Annotated in this window: 25 protein-coding genes; 22 read left to right on the forward strand and 3 right to left on the reverse strand. The window is 58.2% G+C overall.

Annotation, left to right across the window (positions count from 1 at the left end; translation table 11 throughout):
• The first annotated feature begins 63 nt into the window (after positions 1–63).
• From thiI to DMP06_RS04215, 17 genes are all read left to right on the forward strand, one after another.
• Positions 64–1,302 carry a tRNA uracil 4-sulfurtransferase ThiI gene (thiI, locus tag DMP06_RS04135; RefSeq protein ID WP_123208494.1) on the forward strand — a complete coding sequence of 413 codons (1,239 nt, stop codon included), beginning with the start codon at positions 64–66 and terminating at the stop codon, positions 1,300–1,302.
• A 334-nt stretch (positions 1,303–1,636) separates the two neighbouring features.
• The gene (locus tag DMP06_RS04140; protein WP_123208495.1) at positions 1,637–2,107 is read left to right on the forward strand and encodes a hypothetical protein; all 471 of its coding nucleotides are present in this window, start codon (positions 1,637–1,639) and stop codon (positions 2,105–2,107) included.
• 3 nt (positions 2,108–2,110) lie between these two features.
• Positions 2,111–2,359, forward strand: coding sequence for a hypothetical protein (locus DMP06_RS04145; RefSeq protein WP_123208496.1), 249 nt, complete (start codon positions 2,111–2,113; stop codon positions 2,357–2,359).
• A 275-nt stretch (positions 2,360–2,634) separates the two neighbouring features.
• Positions 2,635–3,780, forward strand: coding sequence for a YkvI family membrane protein (locus tag DMP06_RS04150; RefSeq protein ID WP_123208497.1), 1,146 nt, complete (start codon positions 2,635–2,637; stop codon positions 3,778–3,780).
• 227 nt (positions 3,781–4,007) lie between these two features.
• Positions 4,008–5,363, forward strand: coding sequence for an aspartate aminotransferase family protein (locus DMP06_RS04155; RefSeq protein ID WP_123208583.1), 1,356 nt, complete (start codon positions 4,008–4,010; stop codon positions 5,361–5,363).
• 423 nt (positions 5,364–5,786) lie between these two features.
• Complete coding sequence (locus DMP06_RS04160) at positions 5,787–6,533, forward strand: ComEA family DNA-binding protein (protein WP_161957812.1); 747 nt, start codon at positions 5,787–5,789, stop codon at positions 6,531–6,533.
• Between the two features lie 9 nt (positions 6,534–6,542).
• On the forward strand, positions 6,543–8,825 hold the full coding sequence (locus tag DMP06_RS04165; protein WP_123208499.1) for a DNA internalization-related competence protein ComEC/Rec2: 2,283 nt from the start codon (positions 6,543–6,545) through the stop codon (positions 8,823–8,825).
• A gap of 36 nt (positions 8,826–8,861) precedes the next feature.
• Positions 8,862–9,176 carry a type II toxin-antitoxin system RelE/ParE family toxin gene (locus DMP06_RS04170; protein ID WP_123208500.1) on the forward strand — a complete coding sequence of 105 codons (315 nt, stop codon included), beginning with the start codon at positions 8,862–8,864 and terminating at the stop codon, positions 9,174–9,176.
• Complete coding sequence (locus tag DMP06_RS04175) at positions 9,166–9,483, forward strand: addiction module antidote protein (protein WP_123208501.1); 318 nt, start codon at positions 9,166–9,168, stop codon at positions 9,481–9,483. The genes DMP06_RS04170 and DMP06_RS04175 overlap by 11 nt, the downstream gene beginning before the upstream one ends.
• 36 nt (positions 9,484–9,519) lie before the next feature.
• Positions 9,520–10,488, forward strand: coding sequence for a DNA polymerase III subunit delta (holA, locus tag DMP06_RS04180; RefSeq protein ID WP_123208502.1), 969 nt, complete (start codon positions 9,520–9,522; stop codon positions 10,486–10,488).
• Between the two features lie 57 nt (positions 10,489–10,545).
• The gene (locus tag DMP06_RS04185; protein ID WP_123208503.1) at positions 10,546–12,216 is read left to right on the forward strand and encodes a c-type heme family protein; all 1,671 of its coding nucleotides are present in this window, start codon (positions 10,546–10,548) and stop codon (positions 12,214–12,216) included.
• Positions 12,209–12,910 (forward strand): response regulator transcription factor, encoded by a 702-nt coding sequence (locus DMP06_RS04190; RefSeq protein ID WP_123208584.1) that lies wholly within the window; start codon positions 12,209–12,211, stop codon positions 12,908–12,910. The genes DMP06_RS04185 and DMP06_RS04190 overlap by 8 nt, the downstream gene beginning before the upstream one ends.
• Before the next feature lie 404 nt (positions 12,911–13,314).
• Positions 13,315–15,804, forward strand: coding sequence for a molybdopterin-dependent oxidoreductase (locus DMP06_RS04195; RefSeq protein ID WP_123208504.1), 2,490 nt, complete (start codon positions 13,315–13,317; stop codon positions 15,802–15,804).
• A 2-nt stretch (positions 15,805–15,806) separates the two neighbouring features.
• Positions 15,807–16,427 carry a 4Fe-4S dicluster domain-containing protein gene (locus DMP06_RS04200; protein WP_123208505.1) on the forward strand — a complete coding sequence of 207 codons (621 nt, stop codon included), beginning with the start codon at positions 15,807–15,809 and terminating at the stop codon, positions 16,425–16,427.
• 69 nt (positions 16,428–16,496) lie between these two features.
• Entirely contained in the window at positions 16,497–17,213 is a 717-nt protein-coding gene (locus DMP06_RS04205) for a TorD/DmsD family molecular chaperone (RefSeq protein ID WP_123208506.1), read from the forward strand.
• Between the two features lie 3 nt (positions 17,214–17,216).
• Complete coding sequence (locus DMP06_RS04210) at positions 17,217–17,897, forward strand: ferric reductase-like transmembrane domain-containing protein (RefSeq protein ID WP_123208507.1); 681 nt, start codon at positions 17,217–17,219, stop codon at positions 17,895–17,897.
• A 45-nt stretch (positions 17,898–17,942) separates the two neighbouring features.
• Positions 17,943–18,608 carry a 4Fe-4S dicluster domain-containing protein gene (locus tag DMP06_RS04215; protein ID WP_123208508.1) on the forward strand — a complete coding sequence of 222 codons (666 nt, stop codon included), beginning with the start codon at positions 17,943–17,945 and terminating at the stop codon, positions 18,606–18,608.
• A gap of 30 nt (positions 18,609–18,638) precedes the next feature.
• On the opposite strand, the gene DMP06_RS04220 is transcribed toward DMP06_RS04215, so the two are convergent.
• From DMP06_RS04220 to rpsT, 3 genes are all read right to left on the reverse strand, one after another.
• Positions 18,639–18,926, reverse strand: coding sequence for an addiction module antidote protein (locus DMP06_RS04220; protein WP_123208509.1), 288 nt, complete (start codon positions 18,924–18,926; stop codon positions 18,639–18,641).
• Positions 18,916–19,233 (reverse strand): type II toxin-antitoxin system RelE/ParE family toxin, encoded by a 318-nt coding sequence (locus DMP06_RS04225; protein WP_123208585.1) that lies wholly within the window; start codon positions 19,231–19,233, stop codon positions 18,916–18,918. The genes DMP06_RS04220 and DMP06_RS04225 overlap by 11 nt, the downstream gene beginning before the upstream one ends.
• A 308-nt stretch (positions 19,234–19,541) precedes the next feature.
• Entirely contained in the window at positions 19,542–20,033 is a 492-nt protein-coding gene (rpsT, locus tag DMP06_RS04230) for a 30S ribosomal protein S20 (RefSeq protein ID WP_123208510.1), read from the reverse strand.
• Positions 20,034–20,389: 356 nt separating this feature from the next.
• Here rpsT and yihA point away from each other — a divergent pair, with 356 nt between their 5' ends.
• The 5 genes from yihA (at position 20,390) to dusB (ending at position 25,448) form a co-directional block, all read left to right on the forward strand.
• Positions 20,390–20,974 carry a ribosome biogenesis GTP-binding protein YihA/YsxC gene (gene yihA / locus DMP06_RS04235; RefSeq protein WP_123208586.1) on the forward strand — a complete coding sequence of 195 codons (585 nt, stop codon included), beginning with the start codon at positions 20,390–20,392 and terminating at the stop codon, positions 20,972–20,974.
• A gap of 133 nt (positions 20,975–21,107) precedes the next feature.
• Positions 21,108–22,913 carry a translation elongation factor 4 gene (gene lepA / locus DMP06_RS04240; protein ID WP_123208511.1) on the forward strand — a complete coding sequence of 602 codons (1,806 nt, stop codon included), beginning with the start codon at positions 21,108–21,110 and terminating at the stop codon, positions 22,911–22,913.
• Between the two features lies 1 nt (position 22,914).
• Complete coding sequence (locus DMP06_RS04245) at positions 22,915–23,112, forward strand: hypothetical protein (protein ID WP_123208512.1); 198 nt, start codon at positions 22,915–22,917, stop codon at positions 23,110–23,112.
• A 58-nt stretch (positions 23,113–23,170) separates the two neighbouring features.
• Positions 23,171–24,283 (forward strand): radical SAM family heme chaperone HemW, encoded by a 1,113-nt coding sequence (hemW, locus tag DMP06_RS04250; RefSeq protein ID WP_123208513.1) that lies wholly within the window; start codon positions 23,171–23,173, stop codon positions 24,281–24,283.
• A gap of 193 nt (positions 24,284–24,476) precedes the next feature.
• Positions 24,477–25,448: a tRNA dihydrouridine synthase DusB gene (gene dusB / locus DMP06_RS04255; RefSeq protein WP_274542717.1), complete on the forward strand. Its 972-nt coding sequence runs from the start codon at positions 24,477–24,479 to the stop codon at positions 25,446–25,448.
• The last annotated feature ends 63 nt before the right edge of the window (positions 25,449–25,511 follow it).

A 25,511-nucleotide genomic window follows, 5' to 3' on the forward strand; every position in this document is an offset into this window, starting at 1 on the left:
GCAAAGGGGGAGGGGGAAGAGGATTCTTCCTCTTCCCCCTCCCCCTTTGAAAGAAAGGAAACCATGCAATTCCAACGTATCTGCCTGGCCCACTACCACGAGCTAGGCCTCAAGGGCCACAACCGCACGGCGTTCGAGAAAAAACTCATGTACAACCTCCAGGCGTTGCTCGATCGCCCCTGCGTGGAAAAGGTCATTCGCATATCGGGTCGCATTCTCGTGATTTTTGTGCACGAAGCCACCGAGGAGGATGCGGAATCCACGGTGGGCCTTATTGCTCGCGTGCCTGGAGTCGCACGTGTGAGCTGCGGATTCTCCTGCGAGCGCGATATCGGCGTCATGTGCGAGGCCGCCGCCCAGGCGCTGGCAGAGGCGGGGGAGTTCACCACGTGGAAGGTCGTGGCTCGCCGCAGCCATACCGATTTCGAAATCGATTCCATGCAGATGAATCAGATTGTGGGGGCGCATCTGTGCGAGCGCTTTCCTGATAAGCCCGTGAAGATGAAGCACCCCGACGTCGAGGTTCACGTCGAGGTAGTGCAGGGGCATGCTTATATCTATGCGCTGAGCGTGCCCGGCGTGGGTGGTTTGCCCGTGGGCACGGCCGGGAAAGTGGTGTGCCTTATTTCCTCGGGCATCGACTCGCCTGTGGCCATGTGGCGCATGGCGCGCCGCGGCGCCACCGTCATCGGAGTGCATTTCTCAGGGCGCCCGCAGACGGCTTCCACCTCGGAATATCTTGTGGACGACATCGCGCACGTGCTCGAGGAGTTCGGCGGAATCGCGCGCATCTATATCGTACCCTTCGGCGACTATCAGCGCGAGATCGCCATGCAGGTTCCTCCTGCGCTGCGCATCGTCATCTATCGCAGGCTCATGATGAAGATCGCCGAGCGCATTGCCCACAAGGAAGGGGCCAAGGCCCTGGTGACGGGCGAAAGCCTGGGGCAGGTGGCGTCCCAGACGCTCGACAACCTTGCCGCCACCAATGCGGCGGTGGACATGCAGATTTTCCGTCCGCTCATCGGCTGCGATAAGCTGGAGATTATCGCCGACGCGCAAAAGCTGGGCACGTTCGACATCTCCAGCAACCCCGCGCCCGATTGCTGCACGCTGTTCATGCCGCGCAGCCCTGAGACCCATGCGAAAATTCCCGAGGTGGAGGCGGTGGAGGCCAATCTGCCTTACGACGCGTGGATAGACGAGATCATGGACGCGCTCGAGCTTCACGAATATCGCTGCCCTTCGTCGTACTGGCGCGCAAAGCGTCGTGAGAAGGATGAAGCGCCCGCTCAGGCGTAGGATTCATAGCTGACCCGATTTGTCAGGGGTTCAAAGCTTGTCTGTTTTGCAATCGATCTGCAAACGAAGCAAGCTTTGAACCCCGTTTGTCGTTGTTGAGGCGTTTTGGAACGAAGGGGATTTGCGTTTTCCGGGTCAAAAAACGTTCGCAGTCGCGTCGCAAACTGCTCATACGGGGCGAGCGGGCTGATGAAGCATGGGGCGGCGCGCATTCCGCATGGATGCGCCGCTTTGCGCAAAACGCCGTCAGGAGTGACCGGGGCTTGACAAGGGGAGCATCATAACCATAGGCCATATCACGGAGAAGAAGAAGGAATGTGGAAGGCGGTGCGTTATGGGTTTGTTCGGCGAGCTGTTCGGCGGCGGTAAGCGGCAAGGTGACAACGGGCAACAGCGGAATGCACAGTCTGGCGAAGTAGGGGATTGGGCGAGCCTGCAGGTTTTAGTGGACGATATCGCGAATGCTATCCGCAAAAGCCGGATCGATCTTGATTGGATTTCGGTTGACGCGGACATGTCTCCTCGCTACGTCGACGCCTTTCTCAATATTCATGAGATCGGCGCGCGTTTTGGCGATAACAGGTTTTACCGGTTCAGGGATCACGGGTTTGCGACACCGTCCGACCCTTTGGCCCTTGCCCAGGCGTTGGCGCAACGGCTCGATCTTGCGATGGAGCCAACGTACGAGGAGAGTGGATGGGATCATTTTGGCCAGTCTCGCTATAGATTGTCCGGTTACATGCTGCGTTCTGCAAAGGGCATAAGGGTGCGCGAAGAAGAAGAGAATCGATTGAGGAGGTGCTAGCAAATGAACCTGTTGTGCGTGTATGAATCTCCCAGAGCGGGTCACCGTGTTGCATTGAGGGATCATGCGGTAAGCATAGATCTTGACACCGGGGTCAATTACGTGGCGCAGTGCACCGATGGCAATGCGTATATCAAGGTAATCTGCCCTCGTTACAACCCCGATGGCTCCCTGTTCGTCACTCCGAAGGCGGAGCTCGATCGGCTGCGTGCTCAGGCGGTCGACGAGCGACTCGGTTCGAAATACATTTAAGCTTTATCTTCGGTAATGTGGCGATGCGTCCGGCGACGCGGCGAAGCGTTTCACGCCGCGGCGAGGCGCATCAGGGTTGAGATATGCCTCGCGCGATTGTTTCTTGCCTGTTAAATCACGTGCCGTCCACCCAATAATTCACCCCGCTCAATGGACTTGCGGGGCCGTTCTCCCCATAATGAGCAGAACGCTATCGCGGAGTAAAGCGCGATAGCAGAGTATCCGTTTCGAGAGCGTCGCGGCGGGCGACGCAACTGGGAAAGGGGATGATGGGGATGGCAGACGAGTCCGCAAAGAAAACCAGGCCGGGCAAAGTCGTGCAGTTCGCAGGCACCCTGGTGGGCACCTTGGTCGGTTCGGGTTTCGCGTCGGGCCAGGAGGTCATGCAGTACTTCACATCGTATGGAACCCTGGGCATCTTCGGTAGCTTCGTCACCACGCTGCTGTTCGCGGTTCTGGGCGCTGTGTTCATGAACTACGGCTACAAGCATGCCAGCGCGGTCGATTTCTCGAGCTTCCGTTTCTTCGCCGGCAAGTATATCGGCACGTTTCTGCAGTGGTTCACCATCCTGTTCTGCTTCCTGATCGGCATCATCATGCTGTCGGGCGCGGGCGCCACGTTCAACCAGTACTTCGGTCTGCCTCAGTTCGTGGGCAGCGCCATCATGTGCGTGATCGCACTGGCAAGCTCGCTTCTGGGAATGAAGCGCATCGTAAACCTGCTGGGAACCATCGGCCCTATCGCCATCGTGTTCCTGATCGTCATCGCGCTGGTGGCATTCTTCACCAACTTCCAGAATCTGGGCAACGCCGATGCGGCCGTCGCTGCGGCTGACGCTGAGGGCGGCGTGCTTCGCGGCATCGGCGACTCCGTGAGCTGGTGGTTTATGGGCGCCGTTATGTATGTTGCCTACAACATTCTGGCTGGCGTGCCGTTCATCTCGCGTATGGGCGCCGAGGCAAACACCCAGAAAGAGGCTGTGCTGGGCGGTCTGTTCGGCGGCTTCCTGCTGGGCCTGTGCGCCGTGTGCCTGAACCTGGCCATGCTGTCCACCTACGCCGACGTGAGCCATCTTGAGGTCCCTGCTCTGCAGTTCGCGCAGATGATTTCCCCGGCTGTGGGCATCGTATTCGCCATCGTGCTGCTGATTATGATCTACAACACCATCGTCCCGATGTTCGTATCGGTGGCCAACCAGTTCGTCACCGAGGAACAGGATCCCGTCAAGCATAAGACGCTGATCGTGGCGTTGGCGCTGGTCACTCTCATCGGCGGGCAGCTGCCGTTCTCCATCCTGGTGAACACCATCTACCCGTTCGTGGCGTACTTTGCCATCGCTTTCATCGTCATCATCGTCGCCCGCACCATTTACTGGAAGGTTACGGGCAAGACTCCCGCTATGGAGCGCGACGAGGATTAGAAATTCATTCTAGAGCTGTACAATAAGGGAAATCGACGCGGCGGATTCGTCTGCCGCGTCGCTGCGCATGCGGAGCGCCTGCGGGTTGCATGCGGGTTCTTCCTGGGAGAAGGATGCGCATCGTCGCCCCGTCGGTGATGGGGCGTGGTGCTTGAATGACGCAAGGCAAACGCGTAAGCGATTCAACGGCATGGGCGGCGAAGACGGCAAGAGAGAAGAGGTTCATCATGGCGGATGCCAAGAAGAAGCTTTCGCAGCAGATGGTGCAGCAGGAGCAGAAGTATTATGCTCCTACGGGCCGCATTCCGTACTACGACATGGTTATCGACCACGGCGAGGGCGCCATGCTCTACGACGTGGACGGCAACGGGTACATCGACCTTCTGGCCAGCGCCTCGGCAACCAATGTGGGTCATTGCCATCCGCGCGTGGTGGATGCCATCACCCAGCAGGCGCAGAAGCTGATCCATTACACGCCGGCGTACATGTACCACACGCCCGAAATCGAGCTTGTGCAAAAGCTGTGCGAGATCGCCCCGGGCGATAGCCCTAAGAAAGTCGTGTTCGGCAATTCCGGATCCGATGCCAACGACGCTATCATTAAGTTCGCGCGCGCCTACACCGGCCGCCAGTACATGGTGAGCTTCCAGGGCGCCTACCACGGCTCAACGTTCGGCTCGCTCACGCTTTCCGCCATCAGCCTGAACATGCGTCGCAAGATGGCGCCCTTGCTGCCCGGCGTGTATCACATTCCGTATCCCGACGCCTACCATGAGGGCGTGGACCATCTTTCTGAAGAGGAGCAGGCTGCCTACTTCATGCATCCGTTGCTCGAGATGTGCGAGAACTACCTGCCTCCCGAGGAGATCGCCTGCATCATCATGGAGCCCATCGCGGGCGATTTGGGCATCATCGTGCCGCCGAAGGCCTATGTGGAGCAGCTCTACGCGTTCTGCCAGGAACACGGCATCCTGTTCGCCGTGGACGAAGTGAACCAGGGCATGGCGCGTACGGGCACGTGGTGGTCCATCGAGCATTTCGGCATCGAGCCCGATTTGATGAGCGTTGGCAAGTCCATCGCGAGCGGCATGCCTCTTTCTGCCGTCATCGGCAAGGCCGAGGTCATGGATTCGCTTGACTTCCCGGCGCATCTGTTCACCACGAGCGGAAACCCCGTGTGCTGCGCCGCTTCGCTCGCGACGATCGGAGTTATTGAGGACGAGGGCCTGATCGAGCGCTCGCGTGAGCTGGGCGCGTATGCCCGCGAGCGGTTCGAGGATATGCAGGCGCGTCACAAGATCATCGGCAGCGTGCACGGCATGGGACTCAACCTGGGTATCGACATCGTAGAGCCCGGCACGCGCACGAAGTGCGCCAAAGATGCGCTCAAGATTATCTACCGCGCCTACGACGAGGGCGTGGTGATGATCACCATCGCCGAGTCCATCCTGCGCTTCCAGCCGCCGCTGGTCATCACCAAGGAGCAGCTCGACCGAGCGCTCGATGTGCTCGACCGGGTTATTGGCGAGGTCGAAGAGGGCAAGGTTCCTGACGACGTTGTTCCCGCCGGCAAAGGCTGGTAGGTCTGTTTTCAGGCGTCTTGCTTATCTCCCGTGTCGCATTTGCGTTCGAGCGCGCCCTCCGTTTGGCGGGCGTATCGGTAGGCGGGAAGCGTCATGCAGACGTTCGCTTAAGGGCCGCGACTTTCGGGTCGCGGCCCTTTTTGTTTGCGCGCGAGGCGTTTGCATGGGGCTCGTCGGGTGCGTTTTGCGCTCCGGCAAGGTTTTGGCAAGATTGTGGCCAAAACGAGAGGGCAATATTCTGAGAGATCGCGGTGGTGCAGGGGGGAGCCGGCAGGTTTCGATCGAGGGGCACGGCGCATTCCGCATAATCCGCGACGCAAAAAACGAATTCCGCGGAAAGGGTTTGGCAAGGTTTGCAGGCTAGCATCGAATCAGACCGATGGGATGGCGCCGATCGGCGCTCGATGCGGAAGGCGGTGCCTTATGCCGTTTGCCCAATCCTCAGAAAGCATCCTTACCAAGATTCGATCCCTGCGCGTGCCGCCTGCCGCGCTCATCGGTGCCGCCGTGCTTGCTGCGGTATGCATAGCGGCGGTGGCGTTCGGTCCGCTTTCGGGCGGAACGCCGGCGTTTGTCGTTCCGAGCGATTCCGCCGAAGAATCGCAGGGGGAGCCTGGGGATGGCCCTGCAGGCGATGCCGGCTCCGCTGCGGCTGCGAGCGGTGCTGGTGGGTCGAGCGGTAGCGCGGCCGATGGGGATGCGGCTTCCTCGTTTGCGCCGTTTGTAACCGTGCATGTTGCCGGGGCGGTGGCGGATGCGGGCATCTACTCGATCCCCGAAGGGTCCCGCGTGCAGGATGCGGTAGATGCGGCGGGCGGATTGGCCAAAGACGCCGCTCCCGATGCCGTCAATCTCGCCCGTGTGCTCCAAGACGGCGAGCAGGTGGTGATTCCCACGCAAGAACAGGTCAAAGGCGGCGCGCTTCCCGCAAGTGAGAGCGCGCAGACGTCAAACGGCGCCGGGTCTTCGGCTGCTGCGGCAGTCGTCAACATCAACACCGCCGGAGCGGATGAGCTGGATACATTGCCCGGCGTGGGGCCTGCCACTGCTCAGGCTATCATCGAGGAGCGAGAGTCGGGAGGGCCGTTCGCGTCGGTTGAGGATATCCAGCGCGTAAGCGGCATAGGCGAGAAAAAGTTCGAGAAGCTCAAAGATTCGATTTGCGTATAAGGGCGGACGATGGACGCTTGCATGAGGCGCTGCGACGCGTTGCGCATGGCTTCAGGCGGGTTGCGCGTCTCTTCGCTTCTAGACTCGTTTCTTGGCGAGGGGCACGTGCGCGAAGGCGGGAATCGCCCTCTTCGTCCCCGGCCTCCTATCACTTTCTACGTTGCGGTGGCTGTTTGGATCTGTGCCGTTTGTCTCACGGTGATGAGGATTGACGCGGGATTGATCGACCGCGGCGTACCTGAGGACTTGAGTGCAGGCGAGGTCGTATTCGAGCTCGCAACTGACGCTCAGCAGGGCGATTTCGGCAAAAGCGCGCAGGCTTTCGTACGACGTTCCGACGGAAGCCGGGTCAAGGTGCTCCTGTCCTATGAGGGCGACGTGCTGTACTTCGCGCGCGAACGCATCGTGGGCGCGGCCCGTTTCTCGGAACTGTCCGAGTCGTCGTTTGCGCGGTATGCGGCGGAGGGGATCGCGTGCCGAGCGAGTGCGTCGGATGTTCGGCTCTGCGCTGAGCAGGGAGTTTTTGGCCCTGTCGTAGCTGCACGCCGCTGGGCTGCCGGGCGTTTCGATAAAATCCCCGGCATGGGTTCCGCGCTGCTTCGCGCGTTGCTTCTTGGAGATCGCAGCCATTTGGAAGAAGGCGGGCTCTACGACGCGATGAAGACGGTGGGCCTTGCTCATATGGTGGCCGTTTCGGGTTCGCATCTTGCCGTGGTCGGAGCGTTTGCTGCTGCGATTCTGGCCAGGGCGGGTGTGCCGCGGCGTGCATGCGTGGTGGCGCTATGCCTGATGTATGCGGCATATTCCGTATTCACGGGGCTTTCGGCGCCCGTGATCCGTTCAGCCGTCATGGCGGGCGTGGCGATTTCGTGCGTGTTCGCCTCGCGAAGGTCGTCGCCCCTTGCGGCACTTTCGGTGTGCGTATGCGTGCTCATTGCGATGGACCCAGCGAACGCGCTCTCGCTTTCGTTCTTTCTCTCTGCCGCATCCACGTTTGGCGTTGTGGTGTTCGCTGGGCTGTTCGCCTCGTGGTTTCGGCAGGCGCTGGGTGGACGCGCGGATGCCGTGAGTGAGGCGTTCGGTATGACCATGGCCGCAAACCTCCCCATCTTTCCCGTGACGACGAGCGTCTTCGCGCGCGTGCCGCTCATATCTCCGATCGCCAATCTGCTTGCTGCTCCGGTGTTTTCGGTTCTCCTGATAGGGGGACTTGTTGCGCTGGCAATAGCGGCCATCGTGTCCGATGCGGGAATGTTCGTGCTGCAGGCGATGTGCGTCCTCTCGGGACTGTTCTGCGATGTGGCGATGGTCCTTTCGCGCGTGCCCTACGCGGCTGTGCCGTGCGCAATTGGGGCCGTGGAGGCCACCTTGGTAACGATCGTCGCCGTTGGGGCCGTCTGGGCCGTTTGGCCGGATGTTTCTGCAAGGGCGATGAGGCTGCTGGCGTGTGCGACGGCTGCGCTTTTCATCGTCCTATCGCTATTCGCGCCACGCCTTTCGGCGGATGAGATTGTGATGCTGGACGTTGGCCAGGGGGATGCGATTCTTGTTCGGAGCCAAGGGGCCGCATTGCTCGTGGACACGGGGAACCAGGATTCAAAGCTTTCTGCCGCGCTTGCGCGTCATGGCGTGATGGCGCTTGATGGGGTGGTTGTTACCCATCACGACGATGACCATTGCGGATCGCTCTCGGCCCTCGATTCGCTGATCTCTCGAGGGGGCGTGTTCTTGGCTGAACCGACGTTCTCTTGCGGCTGCGACGGATGCGACGAACTCATTTCCGATGCGCAACGCGTTGCCGGACCCCATGGAGTGAGCGGCATTGCGCAAGGCGAAGCGATCAAGGTTGGGCGTTTCATCTGCACCGCCGTGTGGCCAAAGTCGTTCTGCGAGGAGGGAGGCAACGCCGACAGTCTGTGCCTGCTCGTTGAGTACGATGCGCAAGGCGATGGGCTGCCCGAGGCGTGCGCTCTTCTGACGGGCGATGCGGAGGCCGATCAGCTTGAGGCGATGGTGGAGTCGGGGCTGGTGGGGCATGTGGACGTGTTCAAAGCGGGGCATCACGGAAGCAAAAACGGCGTGAGCATTGAGGCGTATGCTGCGATGTCTCCTTCGGTGGCGCTGATCAGCGCGGGCGAAAACAATCGTTACGGCCATCCTGCGCAGGAGGCCCTTGAGGCGCTTGACCAGGCGGGGGCTGAAGTATTTCGCGCCGATACGATGGGCGACGTGACCTGCCGATTTTCCGAATCCGGCATAGAGGTATTCGCGCAAAAGGATGCAATTGCTTGAAAACGTGTAAGTTATAAGCTACAGTAAGGAGTGCAGATGATGAGGGTGGTGCAGGCAAGGTCGTATCGTCGCTGGTTTGAGAAGCTGTCGGATCGGAGGGCAAAAAGGGCGATTGCGGCACGCATCCGTAGGATTCAATCTCAGGGTGCAATCGCGGGAGACTGGAAACCGATTGGGAGCGGCATTGTCGAGCTGCGCTTTGATATTGGTCCGGGATATAGGGTATACGTTGCTTTGACGGGGAGCGCATTGATCGTTTTGCTTGCGGGAGGAGATAAATCAACCCAACAGCGCGACATCGCCAAAGCCAAGCGTGTTTTGGAGGATTGGAGAATGCTGAATGAGAACTAAATTCACTTCGTGGGATATCCAGGAATATCTTAAAACCGAGGAAGACATCGCCGATTACCTCAATGCCGCCATAGAAGAGAATGACCCCGAGTTTCTTCAGGTTGCCTTAGGCGATATCGCCCGGGCGCGCGGCATGATGGAGCTCTCGCGGCAAACCGGTCTTTCCCGCGAGCATTTGTATCGGGCGCTCAGCAAAGACGGCAATCCGCGCATTAAAACGGTGGAAAAGATCTTGGACGCATTGGGTGTCGAAATGGTGTTTAGGAAGAAATCGCCTAAAGGCAAATCCGCCGATTCTGTCATGTAGGGCGCACTTCGCCCCGTTTGCGTTAGACTGATTGCTATGGCTGACTCGAATCTTCTTTCCGCATACCTTGTCAATGGCGAGGACGAACTCAAGCGCGAGACCGTGCTTAAGCGTTTACGTGCCCGTATGGACAAGCTGGGCGATATGGATTTCAATTCCGATACGTTTGACGGCGCCGACGCCTCAGGTCCAGATATCGTCACCGCGTGCAATACGATGCCGTTTGCCAGTGAGGCGCGCCTTGTAGTGGTGCGCAATGCCGATTCGCTCGCCAAAGCCGATTCCGAAGCGCTTGTTGAGTATCTTGGGTCGCCAAGCCCCACGACGGTACTTGCATTGGTGTCGCGCAAGCTGGCGAAAAACACCCGACTGTACAAAGCGGTTGCGGCGTTGGGGAAGCAGGCCGTCATCGACTGCACTCCGAAGAAGGCGTACGAGCTTCCCAAAGTGGTTCGCGGCATGGCCGTTTCGCACGGTGTCACGCTCAACGATGCAGGGGCGCGTCGGCTGGTGGATCTGGTGGGCGAGAACACCGTCCATCTCGACGCCGAAATCAAGAAGCTCGCATTGGCTCATTCGGGAGGGCAGCCAATCGGCCCAGCCGAGGTCGAGATGCTCGTTACGCGCAGCGCCGAGGTGAAGCCCTGGGATTTCACGGCAGCCTTCGCCGCGCGCGATGCGGCTGCTTGCGTCTCGCTTTTGGGCAAGATGGAATCGGTAAGCCCGTACGCGCTGATCGGCATGTGCGTCACGCGTCTGCGGGAGCTTATCACCGCCCATGCGCTTGCGGCGCGAGGTCAAGGGGGCGCCAAGGCACTTGCGGCCCATCTTAAACAGCCCGAGTGGCGCGTGAAGAATCATCCGGCATGGGCGCGTCGCTGGAGCGCCGAGGAGCTGCGTCATGCGCTCGTTTCGGCACGCGAAGCCGAGCGCGCCATGAAAAGCGGCGCTGTTGCCGAAGACGCATTTATGAATTGGATGCTTTCCGTCATCCGCACGCGCTGATATTATGAACCCGTATCTGCCCGAAAGTCCAACGGGCGATGGGGGTTCTTCGTGAAAATGAAAAACATCAGTCTCAAGACCATCTATCTCAGTGCGCTTACCGCCGTGTTTCTGGTGGCGCTGGCTATGTTCGCGGTTTTCGATCTGAACTCCCAGCGTGAACAGGCGGAATCGGCGATGCTTGAAGAAGCGCGCACGTTTGCGCGCGAAATGGATGCAGTCTGGCAGTTCATGGATAACTCCCAAGACAAAATCAACTACACCTCCGACGGAACCTATGAATTCAAGGGGCTCCACTGCGCGGTGGTGGGCAAGAGCGTTGGAGCTATTTTTTCCGCCGGAAGCGATTATGCCATACGTTATGTGAATCTGGAGCCCCGCAACTATCAAGGCACGCCCGATGCCTTCGAGACGGAGGCTCTCAACGCCTTCAATGCGGACCACTCCGTGACCGAGCAATACGGTATTGCGGAGTATGAGGGCGAAGAGCGGTTTCGTTACGTGCAGGCGCTTGAGGTAGACGAAAGCTGCTTGGAGTGCCACGGGGATCCGGTGGGAGAGATCGATAAAACCGGTCATGCCAAAGAAGGATGGACGCTTGATTCGGTGGGAGGTGCTATTAGCATCGTCCTTCCGACCGATATGCATGTGCAAGATATGTGGGAGAACTTCATTCGGGACTGCATATACTTCCTGCTCATTGCCCTTGTCATCGGCGGTGTGGTGTGGGTTATCACCTCGATGTTCGTGTTTCGCCCCCTCAACCGCATGAAGCTGGCGTTTGGCGAAATGCAGGGCGGATCGCTCAAGGTGACGCTTGACGACACGCGCACTGCCAAAGAGATCGGGCGCGTGATGCGCGGATTCAATTCTATGGCGGGCGAGCTGCGTTCGATTTATGCCAATCTGGAGGAAGAGGTGGGCGATCGCACGCGCGACCTTACACGGGCAAACGAAGCTCTCGAGCGTCAGCGCGACGATCTTGCGCGACTCAATCAAAAGCTCGAGCAAGAGACGGAGTTCAAATCCAACCTGCTTTCAATGGTGAACCATGAGCTGCGCACACCGCTTACCTCAATCATCACTTTTGCCCAGCTTTCGCGCGAATCATGCGAAGGAGGTCAGGAGGGCGAGCGCGCCAAATGGGAGGAAATCGAAAAGAACGCTCAGATTTTGCTGCGTATGATTAACGATATGCTTGATATGGCGCGATCGGATTCGGGCAATATCTCGGCGTCATGCGAGCCTGTTGATCTCGGCGATGTTGTTGCTTCGGTGAAATCGACCATGGCACCCCTGGCCAAGAAATACCAGGTCGGATTCAGTACGAGTGTCGCGCCTGATGTCCCTCTCGTTATGGGAGACTATGAGAAAATCGCGCGCATGCTTGAGAACCTTGGAAGCAATGCAATCAAATTCACGCCCGATGGCGGTAGCGTGCGACTGACCGTGGAATATAATGCGGCTTCGGATTCCGTTTCGCTGAAGATGGCCGATACGGGAATAGGCATTGCGTCCGAGGATCAAACTCGTATATTCGACAAGTTCTTCCAGGTCGATAGCACCTCAACGCGTAAATACAACGGCAGCGGGTTGGGGCTTGCTCTGGTGCGAGAGTATGCACAGCTGCAGGGCTATTCGGTGCGCGTGCAAAGCGAGTTGGGCTGCGGGTCAACGTTCACGGTGGAAATTCCCAAAGAGGCGATTGTGGGGGATGACGATGTATAAGGTCATGCTGATAGACGACGAAGAGAGCCTGCAGCGAGCCATGCGCGAGCTGCTGGAGGCGCACGGGTATGCATTCTGCGGGGCGACCAACGGCGAAGAGGGCATGGAAATGCTATCCACAGAGCATCCTGACCTGCTGCTCTTGGACGTGATGCTGCCAGGAATCAACGGCTTTGACCTGTGTCAGCATATTCGCGCGCAGGGGAGGCGCATCCCCATCATTTTCATGTCGGCCAAAAGCGATATTGTGGACAAGACCATAGGCTTTAGAGCGGGAGGGGACGATTACGTAACGAAGCCGTTCGATTCAGCCGAGCTTCTCCTGCGCATCGAGGCGAATATCCGCCGGCATAAAGATACGATGGATTTCGTACACGCCACCAATCGCGAGGGCGTGGCGAAGATCGGCGAGCTTGAGGTGCATTTCGACGAGTACAAGGTACTCGTGCGCGGCAAGCCGGTGACGCTAACCACCAAGGAGTTCGAAATCGTGGCGTTTCTGGCCGCGCACCCCGGCAAGGTGTTCACGCGCAGCCAAATTCAGGAATACATCTGGGGCGATGCAGACCCGAAATCCAACAGCATCACCGTGTTCGTGCGCAAGATTCGAGAGAAGATCGAGGAAAACCCCTCCGAGCCCAAATACCTGCTCACCGTGCAGCGCGTGGGCTACAAGATGACCGACGAGGTGTAGGACTTAGACTGCCAGCTGCTTGTGAAGCGCGGCTTGGGGGGTAAGGGAAATTCACGTCGCGTTAAACTGCGAGCGCGAAAAGCCATGCGGGCAGCGTAACGGTTTGGTGGACCGTCTTAGCGGATTGCTCCAGGCGCATCGTCAACATGCATTCGTCCACGAGGGTGGTGTGCTCGTTCTGCCCGGTCTTTTACGATGCGAGTTTATCTCGGGTTAATCTTTAATTCACCCAAACCTTATAGTCGGTTTATCGCAATAATGCACTCTGCGTCGCACAATGGTTGCAGCGGAAATTGCGAGACGTTTTCGCATCGGGTTCATCTGGGGGAGATGCAACCCTCCCTCCAACATCTTCTCCAGGGCCCGGTTTGTCCGCATAGTCCTAAAAGGGAGAAGGGGGAACTATGGGCGAGAGCACATCGCGCGGATTCACTCGGAGGAATTTCATCAAAGGCGCAGCGCTTCTCACTGCAACGGGAGCGCTTGCGGGTTGTGCGCCGCAGACCGAAGGCATGCAGGAGGCAACGACCGAGGTAAAGCCCGATGAAATTTACTGCGGGTCATGTCGCGGAGCATGTATGCAGGGTTGCCAACTGAATGTCCATGTGCGCGATGGCAGGGTGGTGCGCACGTCTGCTCGAGAGCTGCCCGATTCGCGTTATACTAGAATTTGCAGCAAAGGTCTTACGCAGCCATTCAGGATGTACAGCTCCGAACGCTTGCAATACCCTATGAAGCGTGTGGGGGAGCGCGGCGAAGGCAAATTTGAGCGTATCAGCTGGGATGAGGCCATTCAAACCATCACTGACAACTGGAAGAAGAACATTGAGGAATTCGGTCCCGCTTCCAATGTCAAATGCACCAATGGCGGCAACTTGGGTGCACCTACATTCGTATGGAGCACGCTCGCGGCCATTCTCGGCATGACGTCAGTCGGTACCGATTTCGATGCCGCCTGGAGCACTGCGGGAACGCCAATGCTGGGCGGGCCGGATATGTTCCGCGCCCAGAACGAAAACGCTGACCTACTGAATTCCAAGACCATTGTGGCTTGGGGTTTTAATCCCGTTATTTCTCACGTGCAAACCATGCACTTTATCAATGAGGCGCGAGAGAACGGCACGAAGTTTATTGTCATTGACCCCGTGTTTAGCCCTACAGCTCAGTTTGCCGACTGGTTTATTCCCATTAATGCGGGTACCGATGCCGCTTTGGCCATGAGCGTGCTAAATGTTGTTGTGGAAAACGGCTGGCATAACGAGGAGTTCCTAAAGGCGCACACTGAAGCACCCTTCCTTATTAAAGAAGACGGGACCTTCTTGCGCATGAGCGATTTAGGGGTCGAGCCCACCGAGGGCGACCCGAATCCCCTGACCGGCGAACCCACCATAATTGACCCTAATGTGGTATGGGACGAAGATGCCCAGCAGGCTGTTGCATATGCGGAAGCGAAAAATCCGAAGCTTTCTAAAATACCCCAGGTTGAGGGCTTTACGGTGAAGACCGAATGGGAAGTTATTGTTGAGCGTATTGCAGAATACGGCCCCGATGCGGCTTCCGAAATTACCGGAGTTCCGGCTGACGACATTCGCGAGCTTGCGCGCGTCTATGGCGAAGAAGGTCCTGTCAACACCTACAACATTTACGGGTTCAACCACTACTTCAACGCCCATCAGGCATATCGTGCCGTTAATACTTTGGGCTTTGCGCTTGGCTACATTGGAGTTCAGGGTGGGGCTACGGGCAGCGGCAACGGCGAGCCCTATGGTTTATACAACGTAGTTGGTGTGAGCATGCCAAAAGATGCCGATGGAAATTACTGCCAGGGTACGAGCCCGCTTTCGCCGCCTGTAAGTGAGTTCAATGAGATTTTTGATACTGGTGAATACCAGGGACAGCCGTTCCCACTCAAATCCATTGTATTTGCTGTAATAAATCCCCTGGGAACCAACACTGGGCGAGAGTACATGCTGGAGTGGATCAACAAGTTTGAACTTGTTGTTGTGGCAGATATGGTGATGAGCGAGACCGCGAAATACGCCGACATACTTCTTCCGGTGGCTTATTGGTTTGAGGTGGAGGATGCTTTGTGGCAAAGCACCAACTCCCCATTTGTTCTTTGGCAGGACAAGGTATGCGATCCTCTTTATGAGAGCAAAAGCGACCGCGAAATGGTAAAGATGCTCGTCGATGCGATGGGCTATAGCAATTTCCCATTGCTGGAGAGCGACGATGCCTATCAGCAGGCAATTTTCGACACCGATGCACTGCGTCAGAGCGGCATTACGCTTGATAAGCTCAAGCAGGAAAAAGCTTTGCGCCATTGGACGGCAGACGGATCGGAATTCATCGCCTATAAGAACTACACGTTTGGTACCTCGTCAGGCCTGATTTCCCTCTACCAGGAAGAGCCGTATGTCGCCTATGTTCCCAACTCCGGCTCAAACGTCGATGCGGAGCGTGAGCGCTCTGTTGCCTGGACACCGCCCAAGGAGGCGTGGATTAACAGCGAAGCGCGCAAAACCTTCCCCTTCCACTGCATCTCGGAGCGTCCTCGAACTCGAACTCACACGCAATGGCAGGATGTGGGTTACCTTAACGAGCTGTATCCCGAGCCTGTGTGCAAGATTAACCCTGAAGATGCCAGCGAGCTTGGAATAGTTGAAGGGGATACCGTCAGGTTGTTCAACGATCGCGGCAGCGTGGTTATGCGTGCCGTTCTTCATGCGGGAGCCCCGCGTAAGACGGTGACGGTTCCTCGTGGCTTTGAGATGGATGAGTTCATCGAAGGGCACTTCGGTAATCTGTCCATGCACGAATACGACGGAATCAGCAGGAATCAGGTATTTCTCGACTGCGCAATTGACATTGAGAAAATCGAGGAGGGCGAATAGCAATGACGCGATACGGAATGGCGATAGACCTTAAGCGCTGCATCGGATGTCATACCTGCGCAATTGCGTGCAAGGTTGCTAACAATATGCCCGAGAACATGAACTATAGCTGGGTTGAAACAGTGGGCGGAGACGCCATAGACACCGCCTCGGGGACTTTCCCCCAGTGCACGATGTCATACCATCCCATGCAGTGCCAGCATTGTGAGAGCCCAGCATGCATGGCGAACTGCTCGTCGGGCGCGACCCAGCAGCGCGAGGACGGGATAGTATGGATTGACTACGAACTTTGCATCGGGTGCGGATCGTGCGTGGAGGCGTGCCCATATGATGGAGTGCGTACGACAATTACGGAAGAGCCCAGCTACTATCTTGATATGCAGGTGGGGGAAGCGGATGCTCCTCCGCACAAGGTTAGCACCACGGAGAAGTGCAACTTCTGCTACAACCTCATCGATCGCGGCGAAGTGCCCGCATGCATGCAGCTGTGCCCGGGTCGCGCCCGCTACTGGGGTGACTTGGACGATCCGGAATCCGAAATATCCAAGGCAATTGAAGGACGTGAATACGTCTTTATGAACGAGGATGCCGGAACAAAGCCAAAGGTTTACTACCTGCAATAGAATCGAGTGTCAGCGCGGCGCCGTAGCATAGCCTGCGGCGCCTGCGCTTGGTTGGAGGGAGATGAAGAGGTGAGGAAGACGACGGAGGAAAGCTTGCGCTTGGCAATTGGGATGGCGGACAGCTGCGAGCTTTTTGGAAGGGCATTTTCATTTCCTGACAGAGATTTAGCGTATGCCCTCACATGCGGGAGTTTTCAGGCGGATTGCGCCTCATGCCTCAATGAGATTGGGTTGAAAGGCAGTAATGTAGATGAGGTAGCTTTGCGGCTTAGGCGGCATGCCGGCGGGCAGCCCGATGAGCTTTGCGAATCATTGCGCGTTGCGTATTCGATAATGTATCTAACTCCTGGTGGGCATACCCCCATCTTCCCTTACGAAAGCGCTTTTCTCCATGTGGCGCAGGGGCGTGAGGATGTTCCTGCTTTGTTCCAAACTCGCGTTGCGCTTGATGTCGAGCGTTGCATGAAAGAGGCGGGCGTGATGCCCAAAGACGCCCATAGCGAGCCCTGCGATAGCGTTCAAAATGAGTTCCTTTTCCTGTCGTATCTGTTTGGCTCTCTTGCTTCAGCACTGCATAGCGGCGATTGCGGTGCGGCTGCAGACTTGGAAACCAAAATTAGTTCTTTTGCGTCGCGCCATGTTGCTGTTTGGCTTCCTGATTTTCTTATCCGTACGATTGAATATCCCGAAGCGGGAGCGTACGCTCATATTGCGCAGGCTGCCACTTTGCTTGTCGGCAGATTGTGCAACGACTATGCGGGCGGACGGGAATCCGACAGGGTGTGACAAATGGCGTTTCTTGCAATATTGGCTGGATCTGCCGGTGCCGTCTTTGCATTGCGCAATCCAATTCATAGAGCGCCAGCACTGTTCTATGCGTTGGCCGTCTGCGTTGACGCGCTGTTTATTTTCGGCGATTCTTTAGGGCTGCCGCGATTGGTGTCGCAAGGGCTGTTCGCCGCTGTCCACAAGTGCACTCTTGCGCTCGCTCTGTTTGTCATCGTTATGTTCATAGGCGTTTTCTCTCGCGAATCGCGCGTGCGTCGTTGGCTGCAGCCAATTCGGGCTGAGCTATCTGTAATTGCATGGATTCTTTCGCTGGGCCATATGGCGGTGTATCTTTCTTCGTACGCGACTCGCTTGATTTCTGGAAATGTCAATGGCGCCGTTTTGGTGGCGCTCATTGTGGCGCTTGTGCTCTTTGCGCTGCTCCTTATTCTTGGGATAACTTCGTTTAAGCTGGTCAAGCGTTATATGCAGGCTGAAACTTGGAAACGAGTCCAGTCGCTTGCGTATGTGTTTTTCGGGCTTGTGTACGCGCATCTGATGCTTATGCTCCTGCCGCCTGCCTTGAAAGGTGGAGAAGCTGCGCAGGTTTCGGTCGCCATCTATTCCGTGGTGTTTATTGGATATGGCGCAGCACGTCTCTTTCGTGCGCTGCGCGACTCGAAAACGCATGCCGAGCAATGAGCGGCTGCGGTATCATAGCCGCTTGGGATAGTGAGTGGGGGTCGTATGACGCGATACGGGATGGCAATCGATTTAAGGCGCTGCTTTGGTTGTCACACTTGCTCGGTGGCATGCAAGGTTGCAAACAATCTGCCCAAGGACATTCATTACAATGTGGTGTACACCAAAACGGATGATGGGGATATTGACGTTCCTGGCATTGCAGCGGCAGAAGGAGCGCTTTCCAATGACATAGCGGGCGGCGTGTTCCCCAACTGCCATCAGTATTATTTGCCGCGTTCGTGTCAGCATTGCGAAGCTCCCGCCTGCGAGAATGTTTGCCCTACGGGCGCTACGCAAATTCGCGACGATGGGATTGTGTGGATAGACGACGAGCTGTGCATCGGCTGCGAATCGTGCATTGAGGCATGTCCGTACGAGGGCGTACGCACGCTCATTCCGGGGGATGTGAGCTACTATCTTGATATGGTGGTGGGTGAGGCGGATGCTCCGGCGCATCGCAGCGGCACAGTTGAGAAGTGCACGCTCTGCTACAACCTCATCGATCGCGACGAGGTGCCCGCCTGCATGCAGCTGTGCCCGGGCCGCGCCCGCTACTGGGGCGATCTTGATGACCCCGAATCCGAAATCTCCAAGGCAATCAAAGGGCGCACGTACGAATTCCTTCACGAATCCGCTGGCACCGGTCCCAAGGTGTACTACCTGCGCTGACATGCTCCCGCATTAAAGATTGCTTCGTGTTCAGGCGGTGCGCTTCGGTGCGATGCTGAAGCGCAGCCCCAAAGAATCAAGTACCTTGGCAAGGGTTTCGAATCGTGGGTTACCTTGTTCGCACAGCGATTTGTAGAGGCTTTCTCTTGAGAGGCCCGTTTCGCTTGAGATGGAGCTCATGCCTTTGGCGCGGGCTATGTCTCCTAGAGCCGCCTGCAGTAATTTGGGATTGTTCAGCTCGATGATCGCATCCAGGTACGCAGCCATATCCTCTTCCGAATCAAGGAAATCGACGATATCGAAGCGTTCAGTCTTCATCTCGATGCTCCTTTCGCTGGCGCAGCAATTGTTTGGCGGCGCGGATATCTCGGGCCTGAGTGGTCTTGTCTCCTCCCGCAAGCAGGACTATCAGTTTATTCTCGAACATGGCGAAGTACACGCGATAGCCCGGCCCGAATGGGAAGCGCAGTTCGTAGACGCCGTCGCCTACGGGTTTCCAGTCTCCCACCAGCGTTTCCTCGATTCGTATTTCCTGGATCTTGGCGAGTATGCGAAAACGCGATTGGCGATTTTTTAACCCGTTTATCCATTTTTTGAATCTTGGCGTTAGCTCCGCATCCCACATGTGCACCTCCATACTGTATCCTACAGGATACAAACAGTCAAGAGTAAGCAAGTCACGCCGCATGCACGCATGCTTTTTTGTGCAACTATGGTGGCATATGAACCTTGCCGAAACATTGCCGAAGTTTGTGTCCGAATTCGATCGGAAATATGATTGGCCTCTAATCAACCTACCTCAAAACCTTGCCCAAACCTTGCCGGTTTTTGCTCGGGTTCTGCTAGAAACCTTGTCGAACCAACAAAAAAGCCCGCGATTGCTCGCGGGCTTTGTCTCGCTCAGATATGAGCTTCTGCCGTGACGGCGCCTTGCTACTCAGCAGCCTCTTCGCCCTCGGCCTCAGCGGCGGCAGCCTCGGCGGCCTTGCGCTCATGGGCGGCCTTCTCCAGCTTCAGGGTCTCCTCGCGGCGCTTGGCCTTCTCGGCGTCGGCGGCAGCGTAGGCGGCCTTCTTCTCAGCCTTGCGGGCGGCCTTCTTGGTGCCACCCTTCGCCTCGGGGACGCGCTTCTCGCGCTTGGGGGCGTTGGCGATATCCTCGGGGGTCACGACGGTGTTGGCCAGCTGCATGACGCCGCTCTTGCGGTTGGCGGCCTGGTTCTTGTGGATGATGCCCTTACCGGCGGCCTTGTCCAGCAGGCGGCACGCCTCCTGGGCGGCAACGTAGGCCTTCACGCCGTCCTTCTCGGCGACGGCCTCGCGCACGCGGCGCACGGCGGTCTTCAGGGCGGACTTGTAGGCGCGGTTGCGCTGGCGGGCCTTCTCGGCGGTCAGGATGCGCTTTTTCTGGCTCTTGATGTTTGCCACAGTTCTTTCCTCCATACACGTGGGGTGTCCAACGATTGCCGCGGTTGGGTCTTGGCAACCGCTTGCGGCTTTTGCCGCGTACCTGTGCGCTGTACGCTCCGTATCGGCCGAGAGCTGGGGGCGGAGCGCGACGGGCATGTGGTCAGGCCCGCATTGCACACAGCGATGGATAACTATAAGCGCCCGCCTCGCTCGAGTCAAAGGAAATCTTGCGAATATGGAGGAATATCTGCGAAAACGAACAATCGGGCGGCGCCTATTGGGTAGGATGGCGCAGAGAAAAACGCGCAGGGGCTTGGTCGGGCTTGAGCTTCGTCCTTTTCGACCTCGGCGCTTACGCATTCAGGAGAGCATTCATGAACTACAATAACGTGAAATTCATGGCGGCGTACGGCACGTCTAAGCAGCTGCCCCCTTCGCGCCGCGCGGAGGTGTCGTTTGCCGGTCGTTCGAATGTCGGCAAGTCATCGCTTCTGAACAAGCTTTTTAATCGCAAGAAGCTGGCGAAGGTCTCGTCGAAGCCCGGCAAGACATCCACGATCAACTTCTTTGAGGCCGATTCCGCCGATTTTGTCGATCTGCCTGGCTACGGATACGCTCAGGTGTCCAAATCGGAGAAGGCTCGCTGGGCGGAGATGATCGAGGGCTACTTCAACCAGGATCGCGATTTTGCGCTGGTCGTGTCGCTCATAGACATACGCCATCCCGCCACCGCTCTCGACGTGCAGATGGTGGGATTTCTCCAGACAACCGGGCTTCCGTTCATCATCGTGCAGACCAAGGCTGACAAACTGAGCAAATCGCAGGTGTCGCGCTCCACCGCCGCCCTGCGCAAGCAGCTTGAGCTGGGGCCGGAGGTGCCCGTGGTGGCGGTTTCTTCCGAAAAGGGCACGGGCATCGACGTGCTCAAGCGTCTCATCGACAGCTATATCGAGCCGTAGGGCGTGCGTTTTCGCTTCGTCCGTGCGAAAAACCCGTGCAGCGACGCAATGGTGCGCGCCGCGAAGCGCTTGCTCATTTAAAATGAAAACGTTTGACACATAACGGTTTTTACATAGGTAGAGAAGGCATTGCATGGCAACCGACCCCCAGTTTATTCGCAACTTCAGCATCATCGCGCATATCGACCACGGCAAATCGACGCTCTCTGATCGTATCCTTGAGCTCACGGGCACCGTGGCTAAGCGCGATATGACCGATCAGCTGCTGGACTCGATGGACATCGAGCGCGAACGCGGCATCACGATCAAAAGCCAGGCCGTGCGCGTGATGTACACCGCCTCTGACGGCCACGAATATCAGTTCAACCTTATCGATACGCCGGGGCATGTGGACTTCACGTACGAGGTGAGCCGCAGCCTGGCCGCGTGCGAAGGCGCTGTGCTGGTGGTGGACGCCACCCAGGGCGTGGAGGCGCAGACGGTGGCAAACGCCATGATGGCTATGAACGCGAGCCTGGAAATCATCCCGCTCATCAACAAGATCGACCTGCCTTCCGCCGACCCCGAGCGCGTGAAGGGCGAGATCGAAGACGGCCTGGCGATTCTGGCCGATGACGCCATCCTGGCAAGCGGCAAGACGGGGGAGGGCGTGCCCGACCTGCTCGAGGCCGTGGTGAACATGGTGCCCGCTCCCGAAGGCGATGCGAGCGCCCCGCTGCGTGCACTCATCTTCGACTCGTATTTCGACCCGTACCGCGGTGTGGTGGCGCTCGTGCGCGTGGTGGACGGCTCCATCAAAAAGGGCGATGAGGTGCGTCTGGTAAATGCTGGCACCGAGATTCTGGTAGAAGAGGTGGGCGCGCGTCACCCCGCCGAAATCGCGCTTCCGGAGCTTTCCGTGGGCGAGGTGGGCTACCTCGTCACGGGCCTCAAGGACGTTTCGCAGGTGCGCGTGGGCGACACCATCACCAGCGCCAAGGGCGGCGTGAGCGAGCCTCTTCCGGGCTACCGCGAGGCAAAGCCCATGGTATACACAGGTCTTTTCCCCATTGATAGCGACCAGTACGAGGATCTCAAAGAGGCGCTCGAGAAGCTTTCGCTCAACGACCCGGCGCTCATTTGGGAGCCCGAGACCAGCCACGCTCTGGGCTTCGGATTCCGCGTGGGATTTCTGGGCCTGCTCCATATGGAGGTCATCAAGGAGCGATTGGAGCGCGAGTTCGGCCTTGACCTCATCGCCACAGCCCCCAGCGTGGAATATCACGTGTTCATGACCAACGGCGAGATGATCAGCCTTCATTCTCCCCAGGACATGCCCGACCCCTCCAAAATCGACCACATCGAGGAGCCGTACCTGAAGGCCACCATCATGATTCCGCCCGATTACGTGGGTGCGGTGATGGACCTTACCGTGTCGCACCGCGGCACGTTCAAGACGATGAACTACCTCTCCACCACCACGGTGGAGCAGATCTGGGAAATCCCATCGTCTGAGCTCATCCTGGATTATTTCGACCAGCTCAAGAGCCGCACCAAGGGCTATGCGAGCCTTGATTACGAATTCGATGGCTACAAGCCCGGCGCGTTGCAGAAGCTCGACATCCTCCTATCCGGCAAGCCGGTGGACGCGCTCTCCTTCATCGTGCACAAGGACAAGGCGTACGACCGAGGCCGCGTGCTGTGCGAGAAGCTCAAGGGCATCATCCCGCAGCAGATGTTCGAGGTGCCTATCCAGGCGGCGGTGGGCGGTCGCGTGCTGGCACGTCAGACCGTTCGCGCCAAGCGCAAAGACGTGCTTGCCAAGTGCTACGGCGGCGACATCAGCCGCAAGCGTAAGCTGCTTGAAAAGCAAAAGGCGGGCAAGAAGCGCATGAAGGCCATCGGCAACGTAGAGGTGCCGCAGGAGGCGTTTATGGCCATTCTGAAGGTGGACGAATAACATGGCGAGAAACGACGATTACGATTGGCTGAACGATCCGTTCGATGAGAAGAAGGCTGCCGCCGAGCGCGAGCGTGCGCACATGGGCGGCGGGTCCAAGGCGGCGGTAGCCGTGGGATGCTTCGTTGTCATCGTGCTGGTCATTGTCATGTTTGCCGTGGGCGGCTGGATTCTTTTGGGAATGGGCTCCATCGGCTGACAAACGGAATGGCGGGTGCGGCTCGACGCGCCCGCTTTTGCGTAAGGAAGGAGGGCGCATGCCGCACGATCCGTATAAGGCGCTCTATATCCATCTGCCGTTTTGCAAACACCGCTGCGCCTATTGCGATTTCGCGACGCAGGCGATCGCTTCTGACAGCCCGGCAATCGATGAGTACATGGACGGCCTCATCATGGATGTTCGTCGCAAGGCGAAAGAAGGGGAGCTTGCTGCCATAGAAACGGTGTACATCGGCGGCGGAACGCCGAGCTACGTGGGCCAGAAGCGCTTGAGCTCGCTTCTGTACGCCCTCGGCGTTTCCATGAACCTCACGCCTGAGGTTGAGTGTTCTATGGAGGCCAACCCGGAGTCGCTCACGCCCGAACTTATTCGCGACGTGTACGCGCTTGGGGTGAACCGGCTGTCTATTGGCGTGCAGAGCTTTGACGACGGCTTGCTGAAGACGCTCGATCGCATCCATGACTCCGCCCGTGCCGAGGCTGCGGTGCGCGCGGCGCTTGAGCGCTTCGAGAACGTGTCGATCGATCTGATGTGCGGCATTCCCGGCCAGACGCCCGATATGTTTCTGGCCGATTTGCGGAAAGCCGTCGATCTGGGCGTCACGCACGTGAGCGTGTATCCGCTTACCATCGAGGACCATACGCCCTTCCGTCGCATGGTGGATTCCGGCGAGCTGGAAGACGTGAACGAGGAGCATGAGGCCCTGATGATGGGCATGGCGCCCAACGTACTGGGAGAGGCGGGCTTCCATCGCTACGAGGTGGCGAGCTACGCCAAGGATGGCTACGAATGCCGCCACAACAAGGCGTATTGGACCGGAGTGCCGTATCTGGGCCTTGGCGCGTCGGCCGTTACCATGACGCAGAACGAGAGCCGCCGGATGCGCGTTCAGGACGGCGAGGTGGTGGACGATTTGAATCGCCGCCAGATGTGCGCAGAGGACCTGATGATGAAGATGCGCATGTGTGCAGGTGTATCCGAGGAGGAAGTGCGCAAGGCGGCGCTTCTTTTGCCCGGCGTGCTAGATGTGTTCCGCGGGCTGGTACGCGACAATCTGGTAAAGCGCGAGAACGGCCGCTATATGCCAACGTTGGGCGGCTGGCTGTTAGGAAATGAGTTATATGGAAGAATCTTCGAACTGGCTCCGTAAATTGCTCTCATCCCAGGGCTCGCGTGGAGAGGAGGCTCCGTGCTCAAACAGTCCTGCTCGCGCGAACATGCCGGAAACGGCATGTTCGGTTCGTGCGGAACTGCGCGCGGAGCCCCCTCTCCGCGCTCTGGCTGAGCCGCACGTGACTCCGCCTGCGCCTTTTGGGGTTACGTTTCCTTCCCGTCCCCTAGACGTGCCTGTGTTGCTTGCCCCCATGGCCGGGGTGAACGATATCGCGTTTCGGGCGCTTTGCTTGGAGTGCGGCGCCGATCTTACCTATACCGAGATGGTTTCCTCCAAGGCGCTTTCGTTCGCCAACGAGAAAACGCGGCATCTGCTCGATCGCGCGCAGGGCGAGCGCGTGGTTGCGGTGCAGCTTTTCGGCCACGAGCCCGATACCATGGCGCGCGAGGCCGCCTGGATCGAGCAGGAGATGGGGGAGGCGCTGGCGTATATCGACATCAACATGGGCTGCCCGGCCCGCAAAATCGTGAAGAAGGGCGACGGCTGCGCGCTTATGACCACGCCCGATGTGGCGCGCTCGATCGTCGAGCAGGTGGCGCGTGCGGTTGAGCACCCGGTCACGGTCAAATTCCGCAAAGGATACGCGGCGGGGGAGGATATCGCCGTGGAATTCGCCCGCATGATGGAGGGTGCGGGTGCGGCAGCGGTCACCGTGCACGGGCGTACGGCTGCGCAGTTCTATTCGGGCGAGGCCGATTGGGACGTGATCGCCCGCGTGAAGCGTGCGGTGAGCGTGCCTGTGATCGGCAACGGAGACGTGAAATGCGGCCAAGACGCTGTTGCGCTCGTGCGTCAGACGGGCTGCGACGCGGTGATGATCGGCCGTGCGGCTCAGGGCAATCCCTGGATATTCGAGCAGGCCAAAGCTGCGCTTGCGGGTGCGCCTGAGCCGGCGGCTCCCAGCGTCGAGACGCGCGTGCGTATGGCGCGCCGTCACGCCGCCATGCTTTCCGAGCGAATGGGCAACCACATCGTGTACATGCGCAAGCACGTGATGTGGTACCTTCACGGCATCCCCGGAGCCGCTCGCGCGCGGGGCGAGCTCAACCAGTGTGTGACCCTGGATGATTTCAATGCCGTGCTTGACCGTCTGCTGGAGGATGCGTATCGCTTTGAGGCGGAGGATGCCTTCGTTCGTTGACGGATGCGTGACGGTAGCGTGACAATTCACGATATCGTTAGCACTCTGCGCCCGGGGCTGCTA

It is taken from the genome of Slackia equolifaciens (assembly GCF_003725995.1).
Classification (GTDB): Bacteria; Actinomycetota; Coriobacteriia; order Coriobacteriales; family Eggerthellaceae; genus Slackia; species Slackia equolifaciens.

Bases quoted from the DNA above. Each gene is read 5' to 3' on its own strand.
- DMP06_RS04185 (WP_123208503.1), top strand. From the start codon at position 10,546: ATGAAAAACATCAGTCTCAAGACCATCTATCTCAGTGCGCTTACCGCC.
- DMP06_RS04140 (WP_123208495.1), top strand. From the start codon at position 1,637: ATGGGTTTGTTCGGCGAGCTGTTCGGCGGCGGTAAGCGGCAAGGTGAC.
- DMP06_RS04165 (WP_123208499.1), top strand. From the start codon at position 6,543: ATGGACGCTTGCATGAGGCGCTGCGACGCGTTGCGCATGGCTTCAGGC.
- DMP06_RS04210 (WP_123208507.1), top strand. From the start codon at position 17,217: ATGGCGTTTCTTGCAATATTGGCTGGATCTGCCGGTGCCGTCTTTGCA.
- DMP06_RS04220 (WP_123208509.1), bottom strand. From the start codon at position 18,926: ATGAAGACTGAACGCTTCGATATCGTCGATTTCCTTGATTCGGAAGAG.
- yihA (WP_123208586.1), top strand. From the start codon at position 20,390: ATGAACTACAATAACGTGAAATTCATGGCGGCGTACGGCACGTCTAAG.
- DMP06_RS04150 (WP_123208497.1), top strand. From the start codon at position 2,635: ATGGCAGACGAGTCCGCAAAGAAAACCAGGCCGGGCAAAGTCGTGCAG.
- DMP06_RS04170 (WP_123208500.1), top strand. From the start codon at position 8,862: ATGATGAGGGTGGTGCAGGCAAGGTCGTATCGTCGCTGGTTTGAGAAG.
- DMP06_RS04215 (WP_123208508.1), top strand. From the start codon at position 17,943: ATGACGCGATACGGGATGGCAATCGATTTAAGGCGCTGCTTTGGTTGT.
- DMP06_RS04190 (WP_123208584.1), top strand. From the start codon at position 12,209: ATGTATAAGGTCATGCTGATAGACGACGAAGAGAGCCTGCAGCGAGCC.
- hemW (WP_123208513.1), top strand. From the start codon at position 23,171: ATGCCGCACGATCCGTATAAGGCGCTCTATATCCATCTGCCGTTTTGC.
- DMP06_RS04160 (WP_161957812.1), top strand. From the start codon at position 5,787: ATGCCGTTTGCCCAATCCTCAGAAAGCATCCTTACCAAGATTCGATCC.
- DMP06_RS04200 (WP_123208505.1), top strand. From the start codon at position 15,807: ATGACGCGATACGGAATGGCGATAGACCTTAAGCGCTGCATCGGATGT.
- holA (WP_123208502.1), top strand. From the start codon at position 9,520: ATGGCTGACTCGAATCTTCTTTCCGCATACCTTGTCAATGGCGAGGAC.
- DMP06_RS04155 (WP_123208583.1), top strand. From the start codon at position 4,008: ATGGCGGATGCCAAGAAGAAGCTTTCGCAGCAGATGGTGCAGCAGGAG.
- DMP06_RS04245 (WP_123208512.1), top strand. From the start codon at position 22,915: ATGGCGAGAAACGACGATTACGATTGGCTGAACGATCCGTTCGATGAG.
- DMP06_RS04145 (WP_123208496.1), top strand. From the start codon at position 2,111: ATGAACCTGTTGTGCGTGTATGAATCTCCCAGAGCGGGTCACCGTGTT.
- thiI (WP_123208494.1), top strand. From the start codon at position 64: ATGCAATTCCAACGTATCTGCCTGGCCCACTACCACGAGCTAGGCCTC.
- DMP06_RS04225 (WP_123208585.1), bottom strand. From the start codon at position 19,233: ATGTGGGATGCGGAGCTAACGCCAAGATTCAAAAAATGGATAAACGGG.
- lepA (WP_123208511.1), top strand. From the start codon at position 21,108: ATGGCAACCGACCCCCAGTTTATTCGCAACTTCAGCATCATCGCGCAT.
- DMP06_RS04175 (WP_123208501.1), top strand. From the start codon at position 9,166: ATGAGAACTAAATTCACTTCGTGGGATATCCAGGAATATCTTAAAACC.
- DMP06_RS04195 (WP_123208504.1), top strand. From the start codon at position 13,315: ATGGGCGAGAGCACATCGCGCGGATTCACTCGGAGGAATTTCATCAAA.